The following is a 17,110-nucleotide window of genomic DNA, read 5'->3' as shown; positions in this document are numbered from 1 at the left end:
AGTGCCTGTGGAGAGCGACGGCGACCCGGCCGCGCGGGTCGCTGCGGGCACCAACCCCGTGCACAACCTCTGGCGGCTGCGCCCCTACCTGCGCCCGTACGCGGCCGAGTTCGCCTGGTTGCTCCTCGCCGGGCTCGCCGGCACGGCGGCCGGGATCGCCGTACCGCTGGTCGTGCAGCGGGTGGTGGACGGCCCGGTGGCCCGGCACGAACCTGGCGGGTTGCTCCAGCTCGGCGGTCTGGCACTGCTGCTCGGCGTGGTCGAGGCGGTGCTCATCTTCATCCGCCGGTGGGTGCAGTCCTCCTCGGCCGTCGGCATGGAGGCGGCGCTGCGCGCCGACGTCTACGCCCACCTGCAACGGTTGCCGACGAGCTTCCACGACCGCTGGCAATCCGGCCAACTGCTCTCCCGGATCACCAGCGACCTCTCGGTGATCCGCCGGTTCCTCTCCTTCGGCGTGTTCTTCCTGGTGCTCAACCTGACCACCTACGTGGTCGTGGTGGTGCTGCTGGTCAGGCTGCACCCGGTGCTGGGGGCGCTGGTGGCGGCCAGCGCGGTGCCGCTGCTGCTGATCAGCCGACGGTTCGGGCGGCACTACCACGCCGCGTCCCGCCGGATGCAGGACCAGCAGGGCGACGTGGCGACCCTGGTCGAGGAGACCGCGCAGGGGCTGCGCACCATGAAGGCGTACGGCCGGGGGCCCGAACTGGCCACCCGCTTCGCCGGTGCCGCCCGACGGCTGCACGACACCGGCATCGGCAAGGGGCGGCTGCTGGCCAACACCTCGGCGCTGCTCGACCTGGTGCCGAACGTGACACTGGGCGTGGTGCTGGTGGCCGGGGCGGCCGCCGCCGCCGAGGGTGTGCTCACCATCGGCGAGCTGGTCGCGTTCGTCAGCCTGCAACTGATGCTCATCTGGCCGGTGCAGTCGCTGGGATGGATCATCGCCAACGGCCAGGAGGCCGCCACCGCCGCCGACCGGATCCAGGAGGTGCTGGACACCCCACCCCGGATCGTGGACCGCCCCGGCGCGCTCGCGCTGCCCCGCGACGCGGTCCACGGTCAGCTCCGCTTCGAACGGGTCGCGTTCAGCTATCCGGGCGCCACCGCGCCGGTGCTGTGCGAGATCGACCTGACCATCGAGCCGGGCGAGACGCTGGCCCTCGTCGGTGCCACCGGCTCCGGCAAGAGCACCCTGCTGTCCCTGGTCCCCCGGCTGCACGACGTCACCGCGGGACGGATCACCCTGGACGGGCACGACCTGCGCGAGCTTCGGCTGGCGTCGCTACGCCGGCTCGTCGGGGTCGCGTTCGAGGAGCCCACGCTGTTCTCCATGTCGGTCCGGGAGAACCTCACACTGGGTCACCCGGACGCCGGCGACCACGACGTCCGGGCGGCCCTGGCGCTGGCCCAGGCCGATTTCGCGTACGACCTGCCGTGGGGGTTGGCGACCCGCGTGGGCGAGCAGGGGCTGTCCCTCTCCGGCGGGCAACGGCAACGGCTCGCGTTGGCGCGGGCGGTGCTCGGCCGGCCCGCGTTGCTGGTGTTGGACGATCCGTTGTCCGCGCTCGACGTGCACACCGAAGCGCTGGTCGAGGCGGCGCTGCGCCGGGTCCTGCGGGACAGCACCGCGCTGCTGGTGGTGCACCGGCCGTCGACGATCGCGCTGGCCGACCGGGTCGCCCTGCTCGAAGACGGGCGGATCACGGCGACCGGGCGGCACTCCGAGCTGCTCGCCAGTGTGCCGGCGTACCGGGCGCTGCTCGCCGCCGAGCCGGCCGCCGGGCACCCTCCGCCGTCCGGCGCCGCCGGGTCCAGCCCGTCCGCTTCGGACGGCTGGGGGCTGGTGCACTCGTGACAGTGCCGACGCAGGCCGACCCCCCGCCGGAGGAGGAGCCGGAGCTGACCCGCTGGCGCGGCACCGCCACCGACCCGGAGGCCGACCGGAGTCGAGCCGAGGACACGGCGCCCGAGGCGGTGGCCCGACTGCGCGGGCTGAGCCGGGCCCTGCTGGCCGACCTGATCCGCCCGCACCGGAGGCGGCTCACCGCCGCTGTCGGCCTCCTGCTGGCCCAGAACGCCGCCGCGATGGCCGGCCCGTACCTGGTCATGATCGGCATCGACCGGGCCATCACGCCGCTGCGCGCCGGCGACCCCGGCCCACTGATCGCCGTCGCCGGGGCGTTCGCGGTGGCCTCGCTGACGGAGTACGCGGCTCGCCGCGGGTTCCTCACCCTCTCCTCGCGGATCGGTCAGGCCGTCCTGCTGGACCTGCGGCAGCGGGTGTTCGGGCACTTCCTGCGACTGTCGGTGGGCTTCCACGAGCGCTACACCTCCGGCCGGATGGTCTCCCGGCTCACCAGCGACCTGGACTCCATCGCCGAGCTGGTCGACGGTGGCATCGACAGCCTCGTGCTGGCCGGGCTGTCGATCCTGTCGGTGGCCGCCATCCTGCTCTGGCTGGACCTGCCACTGGCCGCCGTGACGCTCTTCGCCTTCCCGTTCCTGTTCTGGCTCTCCCGCTGGTTCGCCCGGTCGTCGGCCAGCGCGTACCGGCGGACCCGGGACGCTGTCGCGCTGGTCATCGTGCACTTCGTGGAGTCGATGCGGGGCATCCGGGCGGTGCAGGCGTTCCGCCGGGAACCCCGCAACCAACGGATCTTCGTGGCGCTGGGTGACGACTACCGGCGCACCAGCCTGCACGCGTTCCGACTGATCGCCACGTACTCGCCCGCGATCAAACTGATCGGCAACGTCACCGTCGCTGTGGTGCTCTGTTACGGCGGTTGGCGGGTGCTCGGCGGGCAGACCGAGATTGGTGTGCTCGCCGCGTTCCTGCTCTACCTGCGCCGCTTCTTCGAGCCGATGCAGGAGCTCAGCCAGTTCTACAACTCCCTCCAGTCGGCCACCGCCGCGCTGGAGAAACTGGCCGGGGTGCTCGACGAACGGCCGGCCGTTGCCGAACCGGCCCGGCCCACACCGTTGCCGACCGGGCCCGGCTGCGGCGAGGTGACCTTCCGGGCGGTCTCCTTCGGCTACCGGGCGGACACCCCGATCCTCGGCGGGCTGGAACTGACCGTGGCGGCCGGGCAGACCGTGGCGCTGATCGGACCGACCGGCGCGGGAAAGTCGACGATCGCCAAGCTGGTGGCCCGGTTCCACGACCCGGACACCGGCGCGGTCCGGCTCGACGGGGTCGACCTGCGCGACGTGACCGACGCCGACCTGCGCCGGGCGGTGGTGTTGGTGACACAGGAGAACCACCTGTTCAGCGGGACCGTCGCGGAGAACATCCGGTTCGGCCGCCCGGGCGCCGACGACGCCGAGGTCCAGGCCGCCGCGCGGGCGATCGGCGCGCACGACTTCATCGCCGCCCTACCCGAGGGGTACGCCACCCAGGTGCACCGACGCGGCGGTCGGCTCTCCGCCGGGCAGCGGCAGCTCGTCGCGTTCGCGCGGGCCTTCCTGGCCGACCCGACAGTGCTGATCCTGGACGAGGCGACGTCGTCGCTGGACGTGCCGACCGAGCGGTTGGTGCAGCGGGCACTCGGCACCATCCTGCGCGACCGCACCGCCCTGGTGATCGCGCACCGACTCTCCACCGTGGAGACCGCCGACCGGGTGCTCGTCCTCGACGGCGGCACTGTCGTCGAGGACGGCCCACCCGCCGTGCTGGCCGAGGCCGACGGCAGGTACGCGGCTCTGCACCGGCAGTGGCGCGACTCGCTGATCTGAACCAGCGATGCGTAACTGCGTGGTCCGACCCCCGGGAGGTGCCTACGATCGCTAGATGACCGATACGGCGAGGACGGCCCGCGCCGGCGTTCCCGAGCGTCCGACCCTGGACGGGCTCGAGGAGAGCTGGGCACGCCGCTGGCAGGAGGAGGGCACGTACGCGTTCGACCGCTCGAAGGAGCGCAAGGACGTGTACTCCATCGACACCCCTCCGCCGACCGTATCCGGCGAGTTGCACATGGGGCACGTCTTCTCGTACACGCACACCGACACCGTGGCGCGCTACCAGCGGATGCGCGGCAAGGCCGTCTTCTACCCGATGGGCTGGGACGACAACGGCCTGCCCACCGAGCGTCGCGTGCAGAACGTGTACGGGGTGCGCTGCGATCCGGCGTTGGCGTACGACCCGGTGTGGCGGCCGCCGGCGGCCCCGGTCGACGACGCGGCCCGCCGCAACCCCACCCCGATCTCCCGGCGCAACTTCATCGAGCTGTGCGAACGGCTGACGGTCACCGACGAGCAGGCCTTCGAGGCGCTGTGGCGGCGGTTGGGGCTCTCCGTGGACTGGTCGTTGACGTACACGACGATCGGCCGGATCGCCCGGGCCACCAGCCAGCGGGCGTTCGTGCGCAACGTGCTCCGCGGTGAGGCGTACCAGGCGGACGCGCCGACGCTGTGGGACGTCGGCTTCGCCACCGCTGTCGCCCAGGCCGAGTTGGAGGACCGGGAGCGCCCCGGGGCCTACCACCGGCTGCGGTTCACCGCGCCCGGCGGGCGTGAGGTGCTCATCGACACCACCCGTCCCGAGCTGCTGCCGGCCTGCGTGGCGCTGGTCTGCCATCCCGACGACGAGCGGTACGCCGACCTGGTGGGCGGCACCGCCCGCAGTCCGTTGTTCGACGTCGAGGTGCCGGTGTACGCCCACCCGCTCGCCGACCCCGCAAAGGGCACCGGTGTGGCGATGGTCTGCACGTTCGGTGACCTGACCGACGTGACCTGGTGGCGTGAGCTGGGGTTGGCCACGCGGGTGGTGATCGGGCGGGACGGGCGGCTGCTCCCCGAGCCGCCGGCCGGGGTGCCGGCACAGCCGTACGCGGCGCTGGCCGGGCAGACGGTCAACGGCGCCCGCCGGGAGATCGTCGGCCTGCTGGCCGACGCGGGTGACCTGATCGGTGAGCCGCGCCAGATCACGCATCCGGTGAAGTTCTACGAGCGCGGCGACCGGCCACTGGAGATCGTCTCGACTCGACAGTGGTATCTGCGCAACGGTGGCCGGGATGCCGAACTGCGGGCGACGCTGCTGGCCCGGGGCGGTGAGCTGCACTGGGTGCCGGCGCACATGAAGCACCGCTACGACAACTGGGTGGGCGGCCTGACCGGTGACTGGCTGGTCAGCAGGCAGCGCTTCTTCGGCGTGCCGGTGCCGGTCTGGTACCGGCTCGACGACGCTGGCGAGCCGGACTGGTCCCACCCTCTCACGCCTGACGAGTCAGCGTTGCCGGTTGACCCGTCCAGCGATCCGGCGCCCGGCTACGACGAGTCGCAGCGCGGTCATCCGGGCGGCTTCATCGGTGACCCGGACGTGCTGGACACCTGGGCCACCTCGTCGTTGACCCCGCAGATCGTCGGTGGTTGGGAGACCGATCCGGACCTGTTCGCCCAGATCTTCCCGATGGACCTCCGGCCGCAGGGGCAGGAGATCATCCGGACCTGGCTCTTCGACAGCGTGGTCCGCTCGCACTTCGAGCACGGGGTGCTGCCCTGGCGGGACACCGTGCTCTCGGGTTGGATCCTCGACCCGGACCGGAAGAAGATGGCCAAGTCCAAGGGCAACGTGGTCACCCCGTTGGCGCTGTTGGAGCAGCACGGCTCGGACGCGGTGCGCTACTGGGCGGCCAGCGGCAAACCCGGCATGGACCTGGCCTTCGACCCGGCGCAGATCAAGATCGGTCGGCGGCTGGCCACCAAGCTGCTCAACGCCTCCAAGTTCGCGCTCGGGCTGGGCGCGGCGGACGCGCTGCGTACCCCAGCCACCGCTCCCCTGGACCGGGCCATGCTCGCCGAACTGGCCACCGTGGTCAGCGCCGCGAGCACCGCCTTCGACTCGTACGACCACACTGCCGCGTTGCAGGCGACCGAGGCGTTCTTCTGGAGGTTCTGCGACGACTACATCGAACTGGTCAAGGAACGCGCGTACGGCGCCGACGCCGCGGCCGACTCGGCACGAGCGGCGCTGGCGTCAGCGCTCTCGGTGCAGCTCCGACTGTTCGCCCCGGTGCTCCCGTACGTGACCGAGGAGATCTGGTCGTGGTGGCGGTACGGCTCGGTGCACCGCGCGCCGTGGCCGACCACCTACGAGGTGGCCCGGACGATCGAGGGGTCGGGTGAGCCGGCGCTGCTGCGGCTCGCCGGCGACGCGTTGAGCCAGGTCCGGCGGGCCAAGTCGGAGCGGAAGCTGTCGATGAAGGCGGAGGTGCCGCTGGCCGAGGCGCTGGGCCCCGCGGCGCTCCTGGAGCAACTCACACTGGTCGCCGACGACCTGCGGTCGGCCGGCCGGATCGCCAAGCTCGACCTGCTCCCCGACCGCACCCCGGAGCTCGTCATCGCCTGCGCTTTCTGACCCGCGTCCGCCGCCGCCCCCCTCGCGCGGCGGCGGACGTGTGGTCACCAACCGCGCAGGAAGCGCAGCCCGAGCAGGAACGCGACCACTGAGGGCCCGACCAGCAGGGTGATCGCCTGGAGGCGGTACGGCATCCGGTGCCGGGTCAGCTCGCCCGCGTTGCCGAGGACGATGGCCCCGGCCAGCATCAGGAACGCACCCCACCAGCCGTTCCTGAGGTGGATCAGGTCCACCCGGATCAGTTGCAGGGTCAGGCCGAGCAACGCGCCGGTCAGCGCGAGCAGGGCCACCGCCCGGTGCAGACCACGGACCAGGGGGTGGGCCGCCCGCCACCCGTAGGTGCCGGCAACCGCCAGGCAGGGCAGCACCACCATCAGAGGCCAACCCCGGCCCATCACGCCGAACATCAGCAGCGCGCCGACCGCGAAGACGATCGTGCCGACGCAGGCGAGCATGTAACCGGCGAAGGCCCGGCCGCCGCCCCGGGCCAGCAGCGGCCCGCCGCTGGCCGCGATCAACGCGGCCGGGATCAGGATGAACACGGCCCACCAGTGGAACTGGCCACTGCCCTGGGCGGCCGTGGCGACCGTGGCACAGGCCAGCCCGGCGACGGCCAGACTGGTCAGCCACGGACGGCTGCTCCGGGAGTACGGCTCAGCCAACGACGTCTGCTCCGCTTCGACGCTCACACCAGACAGCCTGGCCCGAGGGTGCCCGCCCGGTCCATCCGGCCAGCCCTACCGCCGGGCGGGGGCTGGCCGGAACGGCGTTTCGCACCGGTGTCAGCTCGTCTCGCCGGCCACGCTGAACGAGCGCAGACGGTCGATGGCCAGCACCGTGAAGCCGACGCTCACCAGCGCGGTCATCACCGACGCCACGGGCACCGACACGGTGGTCTCCAGCAGCCCGGTGGGGGCGATCCGGTCGGCGAGCGCGATCACGTACTGCTGGATGGAGAGCACCTTGGTGCCGCTGACGAAATTGCCCAGCAGGCCCTCCCAGATCAACACGTAGACCAGGCCGAGCAGCACCGGCCGCCGGGTGACCAGGCTGAGCGCGAGGAAGAACGCCGAGTACGCCAGCGCGCCGAGCGCTGCCGCGACCGCCAACGCCAGTCCGAGGCGTACCGAAGCGGCCAGCACGCCCGCGACGTAGAGCGGCACCGCAACGGTGACGGCGGTGATCCCGGCCGCCACCGCGAGCTTCGGCAGTACGATCTGCCACCGCGGAATCGGTTTGGTCAGGATGTGCACCACAGTGCCGTCGTCGATCTCGGCGCCCAGCACGCCGGTGCCGATGATCAGCGCGACCACCGGCAGCACCACGGCCAGCCCGAGGCCGACCAGCACCGGAGGACCCCACTGACGGGGGTCCACGCCCAGGGACCGGCACAGCACGGCCAGCCCGAGCAGGACCAACGGCAGCGGGAGCAGCAGCAGGAACCGGCGGCGGCCGAACAGCCCACGGGCGGTGATCCAGGTAATCGTGGACATGTCATCTTCCTTCGTTCGTGACTGCGGGGCTCACTCGCTGCGCTCGTTCACTCCTCGCACTCACCGGTCAGGCCTCCACGAGGTAGGAGAAGACGCTCTCCAGGGACTCGTCGGACGGCACCAGTTGGCGCACCCGGATGCCTTGGTTGAGCGCGATCCGGGGTAGCGCCCGGGTGAAGGCGCCGTAGTCACCGGCGCGCACGGTCAGACCGGTGGGTTCCAGCTCGACCCCGGTGACCGACGACTCGGCGATCAGCGCGACGGCCAGTGCCCGGTCGTCGGTGGAGCGCACCGCGAAGACGTGCGGACGGTTGGTCATCAGCCGTCGGATGGTCCGGAAGTCACCGGAGGCGGCGAGCCGGCCGGCCACCATCACCTGCACCGTCCCGGAGACCTGCTCGACCTCCTCCAGGATGTGCGAACTGAACAGGATCGTCCGGCCGGAGTCGCCCAGTTTGTGCAGCAGGTCCATCATGTGCAGCCGCTGACGCGGGTCCATCCCGTTGAACGGCTCGTCGAGCAGCAGCACCTGCGGTTCGTGCACCAGCGCGGCGGCCACCCGGGCCCGCTGCCGCATGCCCTTGGAGTACGTGCCGATCCGCCGGTCCTGCGCCGACTCCAACTCGACCAGCTCGATCGCCCGCCGGGCGGCCGCCGCGGGATCGGCCAGCCGGTGCAGCTTCGCGCTGGCCAGCACGAACTCGTGCGCGGTGAGGTAGCTCTGCACCGCCTCCCGTTCGCTGACCAGCCCCAACCGCCGGTAGACGTCGGGGTTGCGCCAGGTCGGCTCGTCGTCCAGGGTGACAGTGCCGCGCGACGGGGCGAGGAACCCGGCCATCATGTGCAGCAGCGTGGTCTTGCCGGCGCCGTTCGGGCCGAGCAGCCCGGTCACGCCCGGCCCCAGGGCCATGCTGATGTCGTTGACCGCGACCACGTTGCCGTACCACCGGGACACCCCGGTCAGGCTCAGCGTGCTCATCAGGAGGCAACCTTCCGGTAGCGGGCCAGCAGGAGGGCGGTGGCGCCGGCGACCAGCAGCACAGCGGCCAGGGCGTAGACCGGACCGAACCGGCCGACCCCGATGCCTTCCTGACCGTCCTCCACCAGCAGGTCGCCGAGCGACCAGATGCCCACTCCCTGCACCAGGGTGGAGGGCGAGGCGAGACCGGCCAGCTCGTTGGCGCTACGCGACGGCAGGATGCTCAGCACCCCCACGATCGGCGTGGTCATCAGGAAGACGGCGACCACCCCACCGGCGGCGAAGGCGCGCTTGCCGGTCAGCGACGCGATCAGCAGACCGACCGAGGCGAAGACCACCGCCCACAGCCCCGCGTAGAGCAGGCCGGGCAGCAGGTCGAGCAGCTCGTTCCAGACCCCGCGAAGGCCCTGCTTCGTGGTGAACGCGGCACCCAGGAACATCAGCACCTGCGGGCCGCCGAGCAGCAGCCAGAGCCCCGTGACCAGGGCCAGCAGCTTGGCCAGCGCGTAGTCACCGCGCGGCAACGGCCGGGAGAAGTAGAGCGGCAGGACGCCGCTGCGCAGGTCCCGCGAGACCAACTCCGGCGCGGCCACCGCGACGAAGAAGAGGACCAGCCAGCTCATCGAGTCGGCGAACTGGGCGTACGTGGCGACCGGCTCGCCGATCTGGCTGCGGATCGCGGTCAGCGCCGCCGCGACCAGGGTGACGATGCCGATCACCAACCACGGGAAGATCTTGGCTTTGGCGCTGCGTCCGAAGCCGAAGGTGGTGCGCAGCCCGTGCACGTAGAGCGCGCCGAAGACGTGCCGCCGGCCCAGCCTCGGGCCTGCGTACCGTTGGTAGCCGATGTCGTGGATGACGCCGGTCGGCGTGGACCGCAGCGCGGCGGAAGACGACTCAGGCATGGGTGAGCTCCCTCGTGGCGAAGAGTTCGGCCACCCGGTGCCGGCGCTGGTCCAGTCGGTGCAGTGGCAGGTCCAGTTCGGCGACCGCGCCGAGGATCAGGTCGTAGGTGCCGTCGTCGGCGAGTGGTACGAGCAGCAGTCGCCCGTCCCGCGCGACCGGCAGCTGCAACTCGGCCAGCCGGGCGGCGAGTTCCTCGGTGCCCTCGCTCACCTCCACGGCGAGCACGTCCGTCGCCGAGGTCATCGCGGAGATGTTGTCGGCGCGCAGCAACCGGCCGCCGTCGATGGCGATCAGGGTGTCGCAGATCCGCTCCACCTCACCGAGCAGGTGCGAGCAGACCAGCACGGAGATGCCGAACTCGGTGCCGATCCGGTGCACCAGGGCCAACATGGCGTCGCGGCCGGCCGGGTCAAGGCCGTTCGTCGGCTCGTCGAGCAGCAGCAGGTCGGGGTCGTGCACCAGCGCCTGGGCGAGCTTGACGCGTTGCTTCATGCCGGTGGAGTAGCCGCCGACCGGGCGGTAACGCTCCTCGTAGAGGCCGACGTGCCGCAGCGCCTCCGACGCCCGCTCGCGGGCGGCGGTGCGGGGCAGGCCGCTCATCCGGCCGAGGTGGGTGACCAGCTCGGCGGCGGACAGGTCCGGTGGAAGGCAGTCGTGCTCGGGCATGTAGCCGACCCGGGCGCGGACCTGCGCCGGGTCGGCGGTCGGGTCGATGCCGAGCACCGACACCTGACCGCTGGTCGGTGGGATCAGGCCGAGCAGAATCTTGATCAGCGTGGATTTGCCGGCGCCGTTCGCGCCCACCAGGCCGATGATCCCGGGCTCGACGGCGACGGTGAGGTCGGCGAGCGCGGTGACCCGACCTCCGTACGTCTTGGTGAGCGACTGGGTCGCGATCAGTGTCACGTTGCCCAGGGTAGGGAGTGGATGCCCGGCGCAGACACCGGCGCGCCCCCGGCGCTTCCCTGATCCTTGGCATGGCGGACCCTTAAGGTCCCGCTGTCCGGCCGGTCGGAAGTACTCCCCAGTCCACGACCCCGTTGCGGAAAAGCCCGTCGGGGGTGGGACGATTCATCTTCTGTTCAGTGGGCAGCAATCCGTCGGGTGCCGACGACGGCGCGCGGCCCGGAGGGGCGGACGGCCGAGGGTGCGCACGGGTGGGGCGGATCCGGCGTCGATCCTGTCCGCCGGGCTCGTGGAGTGGCGCTCTCGACCGATCGGCGGTCGGCTGCGAAACTGTGTGCCGGTCAGCGAGTGGGGGGTGTGGATGAGCAACGGTGGGGTGCTGCCCGACGAGGTGCTGCGGGACGCACCGGCATACACGCCGCGTCCGGGTGAGCTCGCGGATCTTGAGCTGCTGCTGACCGGCGCGTACGCCCCTCTGAACGGTTTCATGACCCGCGCCGACCTGGTCTCGGTCAGTCGCCGCGGCCGGCTGGCCGACGGCGCGCCGTGGCAGGTCGCGGTGACGCTGCAGGTCCCGGCCTCCCTGGCGCAGAGCTTCGATCCGCGTGACCCGGCCCGTCGGGCGCTGGTGCTCACCGACGGCGAGGGCGCCCCGGCGGCTGCCCTGGACGTGACGGACGTCTGGCAGGTGCGCGACGGCATCGCCGGGGTCGGTGGCCCGGTCCGGCGGTTGGGCGACGGTGGCCATGGCCCGTTCCAGCGCCTGCGCCGCAACCCGGAGGAGGTTCGCGCGCTGCTGCCTCCCGGTCGGGTGCTCGGGGTCATCGCCGATCGGCCGCTGCACCGTCCGCAGCTTGCCCAGATCGCCCATGCCGCCCGCACCCTGGCCGCGCACCTGCTGGTGATGATCCCGGTCGGTGAGGGCGGCGTCGGTGGGCTCCCGCCGGAGGCGCTGGTCCGCACCATCTTCGCCGCCCGGGACCGGATGCCACCGGCGACAGTGGTCGCGGTGCCCCTGTCGCACCGCCGTGAGGAGATAAGCGACGCGCTGCTGCGCGCCCGGGTCTCCGCCTCGTACGGGGTGACCCACCTGCTCTCCACCGGGGAGATGCTCTCCGGTGCCGGGCTGCGGGTGCTGGTGCCACGCGAACTCGCGTACGACAACAGGGACGGGCAGTGGCGCTGGCGGGAGGACATCCCACCGCGTAACCGCCGGCTCGCCCTGACCCAGCAGGAGATCGACGACCTGCTCGACCGGGGATTCCCGCTGCCGGAGTGGCACACTCCTCCGGCCGTGGCGAGGGAACTGGCCCGGGCCCGACCGCCGCGTCGGCACCGAGGGCTGGTGGTCTTCCTGACCGGCCTCTCCGGTTCGGGCAAGTCGACGATCGCCCGAGGGTTGGCGGACGCGCTGCGGGAGAGCGGCGACCGCACGGTGACCCTGCTCGACGGGGACGTGGTGCGCCGGGAACTCTCTGCCGGGTTGGGCTTCAGCAAGGCCGACCGGGATCTCAACGTCCGACGGATCGGTTGGGTGGCCGCCGAGATCGCCCGGCACCAGGGGGTGGGCATCTGCTGCCCGATCGCCCCGTACGCGGCCGCCCGCGCCACGGCCCGGGAGATGGCCCTGGCCGCCGGGGCGGGTTTCGTGCTGGTGCACGTGGCCACCCCGCTCGAGGTGTGCGAGCGCCGGGACCGCAAGGGCCTGTACGCGCGGGCACGCGCGGGCCTGCTCACCGGGATGACCGGCATCGACGACCCGTACGAGGAGCCGACCGACGCCGACCTGGTGCTCGACACCACCGACCTGACTGTGGCGGACGCGGTGCAGGCGGTGCTTCATCACCTGACCGAGACCGGCTGGGTGGAGTTGAAGATCGCGTCTGCCTGAGGCGTCCGTCGTACCCCGTTCCTTCCACCGCTGCCCGCTACGCGCTAGTGTTCATTCTTGTTGGAACACGTTTGACCGCGTGAGAGTACGGGGACCCCCGGGAGGCACGGCGATGCTCGCTCAGCAGCGGCAGACGGCCATCCTGGAGCGGGTCCGGGCGACCGGCGGCGTCCGGGTCAGCGAACTGGCCGGCGAGTTCGGCGTCTCCGACATGACCATCCGCCGCGACCTGGAGGCGCTGCACGAGCGCGGCCTGCTGGCCAAGGTGCACGGCGGCGCCACGACAGCCGAACCGAGTTCGACCGACGAGCCGGGCTTCCACGCCAAGTCGGTCCGTCAGTTGCCGGAGAAGGCCGCCATCGCGGACCACGCCGCCCAACTGGTCCGTCCGGGCGCGGCGGTCGCCCTCTCCGCCGGCACCACCACCGCCGAGTTGGCCCGCAGGCTGGTGGACGTGCCCGGCCTGACCGTGGTCACCAACTCGCTGCCGGTGGCCGAGATCCTGCACGCCGGAGGTCGACCGGACCAGACTGTGGTGCTCACCGGGGGCGTACGCACTCCGTCGGACGCGTTGGTCGGCCCCCTCGCGGTCGGGGCGGTCCGCTCGCTGCACCTGGACCTGCTCTTCCTGGGCGTCCATGGCATCACCGAGCGGGCCGGCTTCACCACCCCGAACCTCATGGAGGCGGAGACCGACCGGGCACTCGTGGCCGCGGCGGACCGACTGGTGGTGCTCGCCGACCACACCAAGTGGGGCACTGTGGGCATCTCCTCGATCGTCGAGCTGGCCGCAGCACACGTACTGGTCAGCGACGACCGGTTGCCACCACCCGCTCGACGGGTACTCGGCGAACAGGTGGGCGAATTGATCATGGTGAAGGCGACAGGGGCGGGCCGCGCGACGCGCACGCCGACGAGTGAGGGGACGGCGTAGTGAAGCGCACCGCCATCGACCTGGCCGACGGCCGGGAGCTGATCTACTTCGACGAGGGCGACGACGCCGTCCGTGACCAGCCGGACCGCCGTGACCTGCCACCACCGCCTCCCGCGTCCCAGCTGCGCTACGACCCGCTGACCGACGAGTGGGTGGCCGTCGCCGTACACCGGCAGACCCGCATCTTCCTGCCGCCGGCGAACGAGTGCCCGCTCGACCCGTCGGTGGGCGACCGCCTGACCGAGATCCCCGCCCCCGACTACGACGTGGTGGTCTTCGAGAACCGGTTCCCGTCGCTCAGCGGCCGGGTCGCCGACGAACCCGGGGCCATCACCCCGTTCACGTCCGTCCGACCGGGCCTCGGGCGGTGCGAGGTCGTGTGCTTCACCTCGGACCACAACGCCTCCTTCGCCAGCCTGCCGCCGCGTCGGGTGCGCACCGTGCTGGACGCGCTCGCCGACCGCACCGAGGTGCTCGGGGAGCTGCCCGGCGTGGAGCAGGTCTTCTGCTTCGAGAACCGCGGTGTCGAAATCGGCGTCACCCTGCACCACCCGCACGGGCAGATCTACGCGTACCCCTTCGTGACGCCGCGCACCCGCGCGTTGCTGGCCGCCGCCCGCCGGCACGCCGAGCAGACCGGCGGGGGCAACCTGTACGCGGACGTGCTGGCCGCCGAACGAGCCGCCGGTGAGCGGGTGGTCGCCGAGAACGAACACTGGACGGCGTTCGTCCCGGCGGCTGCCCGCTGGCCGTTCGAGGTGCACGTCGCCCCGCGTCGCGTGGTGCCGGACATCCCGGCGCTCAGCGACAGCGAGCGGGACGCCTTCGGGCCGCTCTACCTGGATCTGCTGCGCCGCTTCGACGGCCTGTTCGACATGCCGATGCCGTACATCTCGGCGTGGCACCAGGCGCCGGTGCGGATCGACCGGGAGTTGGGCCACCTGCACCTGCAGCTGTTCAGCATCCGGCGCGCCAAGGACAAGCTGAAGTACCTGGCGGGCTCCGAGTCCGGGATGGGTGTCTTCATCAACGACATCGCTCCGGAGCGTGCCGCCGAGTTGCTCCGCGCCGCCTGAGCCGCCCGGCTTCCCCGCCGTGCCGTGAGCGGCGGAGAACAGGGCGCGGGGGGCCCGGGACAGGGCCCCCCGCAGGGAAGGGACGGCTGGCTGTGCACGGCACAGCCGGGAAGGCTGGCTGATCGGCGCACGGGTGCCGCGGGTCGACCGTGGTCAACCTTCCTGGACGCGACTGGCATCTCGTCCATCCTGGTCAACGAGGCGCGCCGACGGCGGTGACGCCGCTCGGCGCGGCACCGCCGGACACGCCGAAGCCCGCCGGCGAGTGGCCGGCGGGCTCCGATGACGCGGTACGCCTGGATCAGGCGGCGAGCTTACGGGCCAGGTTCTCGTCGAGCGCGTTCATGAACTCGTCGGTGGTCAGCCACGGGGCGTCGCGCGAGATGAGCAGCGCCAGGTCCTTGGTCATCTGGCCACCCTCGACGGTGTCGATGATGACCTGCTCCAGGGTGTTGGCGAACTCGGTGACCGCCGGGGTGCCGTCCAGCTTGCCCCGGTGGGCCAGGCCACGGGTCCAGGCGTAGATCGACGCGATCGGGTTGGTCGAGGTCTTCTCGCCCTTCTGGTACTGCCGGTAGTGCCGGGTGACAGTGCCGTGCGCGGCCTCGGCCTCGACAGTCCGGCCGTCCGGGGAGAGCAGCACCGAGGTCATCAGACCCAGCGAGCCGAAGCCCTGCGCGACGGTGTCGGACTGCACGTCACCGTCGTAGTTCTTGCAGGCCCAGACGTAGCCGCCCTCCCACTTGAGCGCGGCGGCGACCATGTCGTCGATGAGCCGGTGCTCGTAGGTGAGGCCGGCGGCGTCGAACTCGGCCTTGAACTCGGCCTCGAACACCTCGGCGAAGATGTCCTTGAACCGGCCGTCGTACGCCTTGAGGATGGTGTTCTTGGTCGACATGTAGACCGGGTAGTTGCGGTCCAGGCCGTACCGGAACGACGCCCGGGCGAAGTCCCGGATCGACTCGTCGTAGTTGTACATGCCCATGGCGATGCCGCCGCCGGGGAAGTTGGCGACCTCCATCTCCATCGGCGTGCCGCCGTCGGCCGGCGTGTAGGTGATGGTCACCGTGCCCGGACCGGGGACGACGAAGTCGGTGGCCTTGTACTGGTCACCGTGGGCGTGCCGGCCGATGATGATCGGCTTGGTCCAGCCGGGCACCAGGCGCGGCACGTTGGACATGATGATCGGCTCGCGGAAGACGACGCCGCCGAGGATGTTGCGGATGGTGCCGTTGGGCGACCGCCACATCTTCTTCAGGCCGAACTCCTCGACCCGGGCCTCGTCCGGGGTGATGGTCGCGCACTTGACGCCGACGCCGTGCTCCTTGATGGCGTTGGCGGCGTCGATGGTGACCTGGTCGTCGGTCTCGTCGCGGTACTGGATCGACAGGTCGTAGTAGTGCAGGTCGACGTCGAGGTAGGGCAGGATCAGCTGCTCCCGGATCTGCTTCCAGATGATCCGGGTCATCTCGTCGCCGTCGAGCTCCACGACCGGGTTGTTTACCTTGATCTTCGCCATCGGCCGGCGCTCCTCTCGGGGGACACGTGCTCAAGCAGTACGAGCGTACTGCAATTGGGCCGGCGGCCCCCAGCCGGCCTCGACCGACCGGTGGAAACCGGGCTGCGCAGTGCGGGAACTCCCTGGATCATGACGCGATGCCACTGAGCCGCACCCTCGGGTCTATCACGGTCACCGCCCTCACCGACGGTGAGGGTGCCTTCTTCCAACCCCGCGCGGAGGCGTTTCCGCACGCCACGGCGGTCCACTGGGCGGAGGCCGACCGGCGCGACCCCACCTCGGTCACCGCCGACGGGCAGTGGTGGCTACCGTTCCGCAGCTTCGCGATCCGCTCCGGCGACGGGCCGGTCACACTGGTCGACGCGGGAATCGGCCCGGCCGACGCGCCGGCCGCGAGCTGGGCGCCGGTGCCCGGCCGGATGCCCGCCGAGCTGGCCGCCGCCGGCATCGACCCGGCCGACGTCGAGACGGTGGTGCTGACCCACCTGCACAGCGACCACATCGGGTGGGCCGTCACCGGCACGCCCGGCCGGCCGTACTTCCCCAACGCGAGCTACCTGGTGCAGCGCGCCGAGGTGGACGCGGCGCAGACGCTCAACCCGGGGCTGCCGGCCGGCCTGATCGCGCCGTTGCGCGCCGCCGGCCAACTCCGGGTGGTCGACGGCGAGACGACCCTCACCCCGGCGGTACGTCTGCTGCCCACTCCCGGCCACACCCCGGGCCACCAGTCGGTGCTGCTGACCTGGGCCGACGAACGGATGCTGCTCACCGGCGACCTGCTGGTGCACGCCGTGCAACTCGTCGACCCCGACCTGGCGTACGCCCACGAGGAGGACCCGGACGAGGCCCGCCGCTCCCGCCTGACCATCCTCCGGACCCACTCCCCCACCATCCTGGCCACCCCCCACCTGGGCACCCCCTTCACCCCGCCGCCTGACCTCCGTTGATCATGAAGTTATTGCCCCGCCCATGTCTTCGTCGGCGCCCGCCACCGGGCCAGCCTGCGCGTCGCCCGGGACTGGGCTCCCGACTGGAGCACATTCAACGGTTG

At 71.7% G+C, this 17,110-nt stretch carries 13 protein-coding genes; 7 read left to right on the top strand and 6 right to left on the bottom strand.

The window, feature by feature from the left end:
* The first annotated feature begins 1 nt into the window (after position 1).
* Genes ACWCO3_RS06450 through valS form a run of 3 tightly spaced genes read left to right on the top strand, consistent with a single transcriptional unit; the run spans position 2 to position 6,355 of the window.
* Entirely contained in the window at positions 2 to 1,858 is a 1,857-nt protein-coding gene (locus tag ACWCO3_RS06450) for an ABC transporter ATP-binding protein (protein ID WP_358167856.1), read from the top strand.
* A complete protein-coding gene (locus ACWCO3_RS06445) occupies positions 1,855 to 3,735 on the top strand; it encodes an ABC transporter ATP-binding protein (RefSeq protein WP_358167853.1) in 1,881 nt (626 codons plus the stop codon). The genes ACWCO3_RS06450 and ACWCO3_RS06445 overlap by 4 nt, the downstream gene beginning before the upstream one ends.
* Positions 3,736 to 3,790: 55 nt before the next feature.
* On the top strand, positions 3,791 to 6,355 hold the full coding sequence (valS, locus tag ACWCO3_RS06440; RefSeq protein WP_450008799.1) for a valine--tRNA ligase: 2,565 nt from the start codon (positions 3,791 to 3,793) through the stop codon (positions 6,353 to 6,355).
* Between the two features lie 44 nt (positions 6,356 to 6,399).
* Here the strand turns inward: valS and ACWCO3_RS06435 are convergent, their stop codons facing one another.
* The 5 genes from ACWCO3_RS06435 to ACWCO3_RS06415 all read right to left on the bottom strand — a co-directional run bounded on the left by ACWCO3_RS06435 (position 6,400) and on the right by ACWCO3_RS06415 (position 10,639).
* Positions 6,400 to 7,044 carry a hypothetical protein gene (locus ACWCO3_RS06435; protein WP_357929794.1) on the bottom strand — a complete coding sequence of 215 codons (645 nt, stop codon included), beginning with the start codon at positions 7,042 to 7,044 and terminating at the stop codon, positions 6,400 to 6,402.
* A gap of 93 nt (positions 7,045 to 7,137) precedes the next feature.
* Positions 7,138 to 7,848 (bottom strand): ABC transporter permease subunit, encoded by a 711-nt coding sequence (locus ACWCO3_RS06430; RefSeq protein ID WP_145779008.1) that lies wholly within the window; start codon positions 7,846 to 7,848, stop codon positions 7,138 to 7,140.
* A 67-nt stretch (positions 7,849 to 7,915) separates the two neighbouring features.
* A complete protein-coding gene (locus ACWCO3_RS06425) occupies positions 7,916 to 8,827 on the bottom strand; it encodes an ABC transporter ATP-binding protein (RefSeq protein ID WP_145779007.1) in 912 nt (303 codons plus the stop codon).
* Positions 8,827 to 9,732, bottom strand: coding sequence for an ABC transporter permease (locus ACWCO3_RS06420; protein WP_145779006.1), 906 nt, complete (start codon positions 9,730 to 9,732; stop codon positions 8,827 to 8,829). The genes ACWCO3_RS06425 and ACWCO3_RS06420 overlap by 1 nt, the downstream gene beginning before the upstream one ends.
* Complete coding sequence (locus tag ACWCO3_RS06415) at positions 9,725 to 10,639, bottom strand: ABC transporter ATP-binding protein (protein WP_145779005.1); 915 nt, start codon at positions 10,637 to 10,639, stop codon at positions 9,725 to 9,727. The genes ACWCO3_RS06420 and ACWCO3_RS06415 overlap by 8 nt, the downstream gene beginning before the upstream one ends.
* 361 nt (positions 10,640 to 11,000) lie before the next feature.
* Between ACWCO3_RS06415 and cysC the strand changes: the two genes are divergently transcribed.
* From cysC to galT, 3 genes are all read left to right on the top strand, one after another.
* A complete protein-coding gene (gene cysC / locus ACWCO3_RS06410; RefSeq protein WP_145779004.1) occupies positions 11,001 to 12,530 on the top strand; it encodes an adenylyl-sulfate kinase in 1,530 nt (509 codons plus the stop codon).
* Positions 12,531 to 12,642: 112 nt separating this feature from the next.
* Complete coding sequence (locus ACWCO3_RS06405) at positions 12,643 to 13,464, top strand: DeoR/GlpR family DNA-binding transcription regulator (protein ID WP_145779003.1); 822 nt, start codon at positions 12,643 to 12,645, stop codon at positions 13,462 to 13,464.
* Positions 13,464 to 14,540, top strand: coding sequence for a galactose-1-phosphate uridylyltransferase (galT, locus tag ACWCO3_RS06400; RefSeq protein ID WP_145779002.1), 1,077 nt, complete (start codon positions 13,464 to 13,466; stop codon positions 14,538 to 14,540). The genes ACWCO3_RS06405 and galT overlap by 1 nt, the downstream gene beginning before the upstream one ends.
* A gap of 301 nt (positions 14,541 to 14,841) precedes the next feature.
* Here galT and ACWCO3_RS06395 read toward each other — a convergent pair whose 3' ends face one another.
* Complete coding sequence (locus ACWCO3_RS06395) at positions 14,842 to 16,059, bottom strand: NADP-dependent isocitrate dehydrogenase (RefSeq protein ID WP_145779001.1); 1,218 nt, start codon at positions 16,057 to 16,059, stop codon at positions 14,842 to 14,844.
* A 137-nt stretch (positions 16,060 to 16,196) separates the two neighbouring features.
* Here ACWCO3_RS06395 and ACWCO3_RS06390 point away from each other — a divergent pair, with 137 nt between their 5' ends.
* On the top strand, positions 16,197 to 17,006 hold the full coding sequence (locus ACWCO3_RS06390) for an MBL fold metallo-hydrolase (protein WP_358167845.1): 810 nt from the start codon (positions 16,197 to 16,199) through the stop codon (positions 17,004 to 17,006).
* The last annotated feature ends 104 nt before the right edge of the window (positions 17,007 to 17,110 follow it).

This window comes from Micromonospora sp. NPDC002411 (assembly GCF_053592955.1).
Note: the sequence above shows the minus strand (reverse complement) of the source record. Positions and strands in the feature narration are given on the sequence as shown.

Coding starts and splice junctions, on each gene's coding strand:
- ACWCO3_RS06405 (WP_145779003.1), top strand. CDS start 12,643: ATGCTCGCTCAGCAGCGGCAGACGGCCATCCTGGAGCGGGTCCGGGCG.
- ACWCO3_RS06420 (WP_145779006.1), bottom strand. CDS start 9,732: ATGCCTGAGTCGTCTTCCGCCGCGCTGCGGTCCACGCCGACCGGCGTC.
- ACWCO3_RS06395 (WP_145779001.1), bottom strand. CDS start 16,059: ATGGCGAAGATCAAGGTAAACAACCCGGTCGTGGAGCTCGACGGCGAC.
- ACWCO3_RS06430 (WP_145779008.1), bottom strand. CDS start 7,848: ATGTCCACGATTACCTGGATCACCGCCCGTGGGCTGTTCGGCCGCCGC.
- ACWCO3_RS06425 (WP_145779007.1), bottom strand. CDS start 8,827: ATGAGCACGCTGAGCCTGACCGGGGTGTCCCGGTGGTACGGCAACGTG.
- valS (WP_450008799.1), top strand. CDS start 3,791: ATGACCGATACGGCGAGGACGGCCCGCGCCGGCGTTCCCGAGCGTCCG.
- cysC (WP_145779004.1), top strand. CDS start 11,001: ATGAGCAACGGTGGGGTGCTGCCCGACGAGGTGCTGCGGGACGCACCG.
- ACWCO3_RS06390 (WP_358167845.1), top strand. CDS start 16,197: ATGCCACTGAGCCGCACCCTCGGGTCTATCACGGTCACCGCCCTCACC.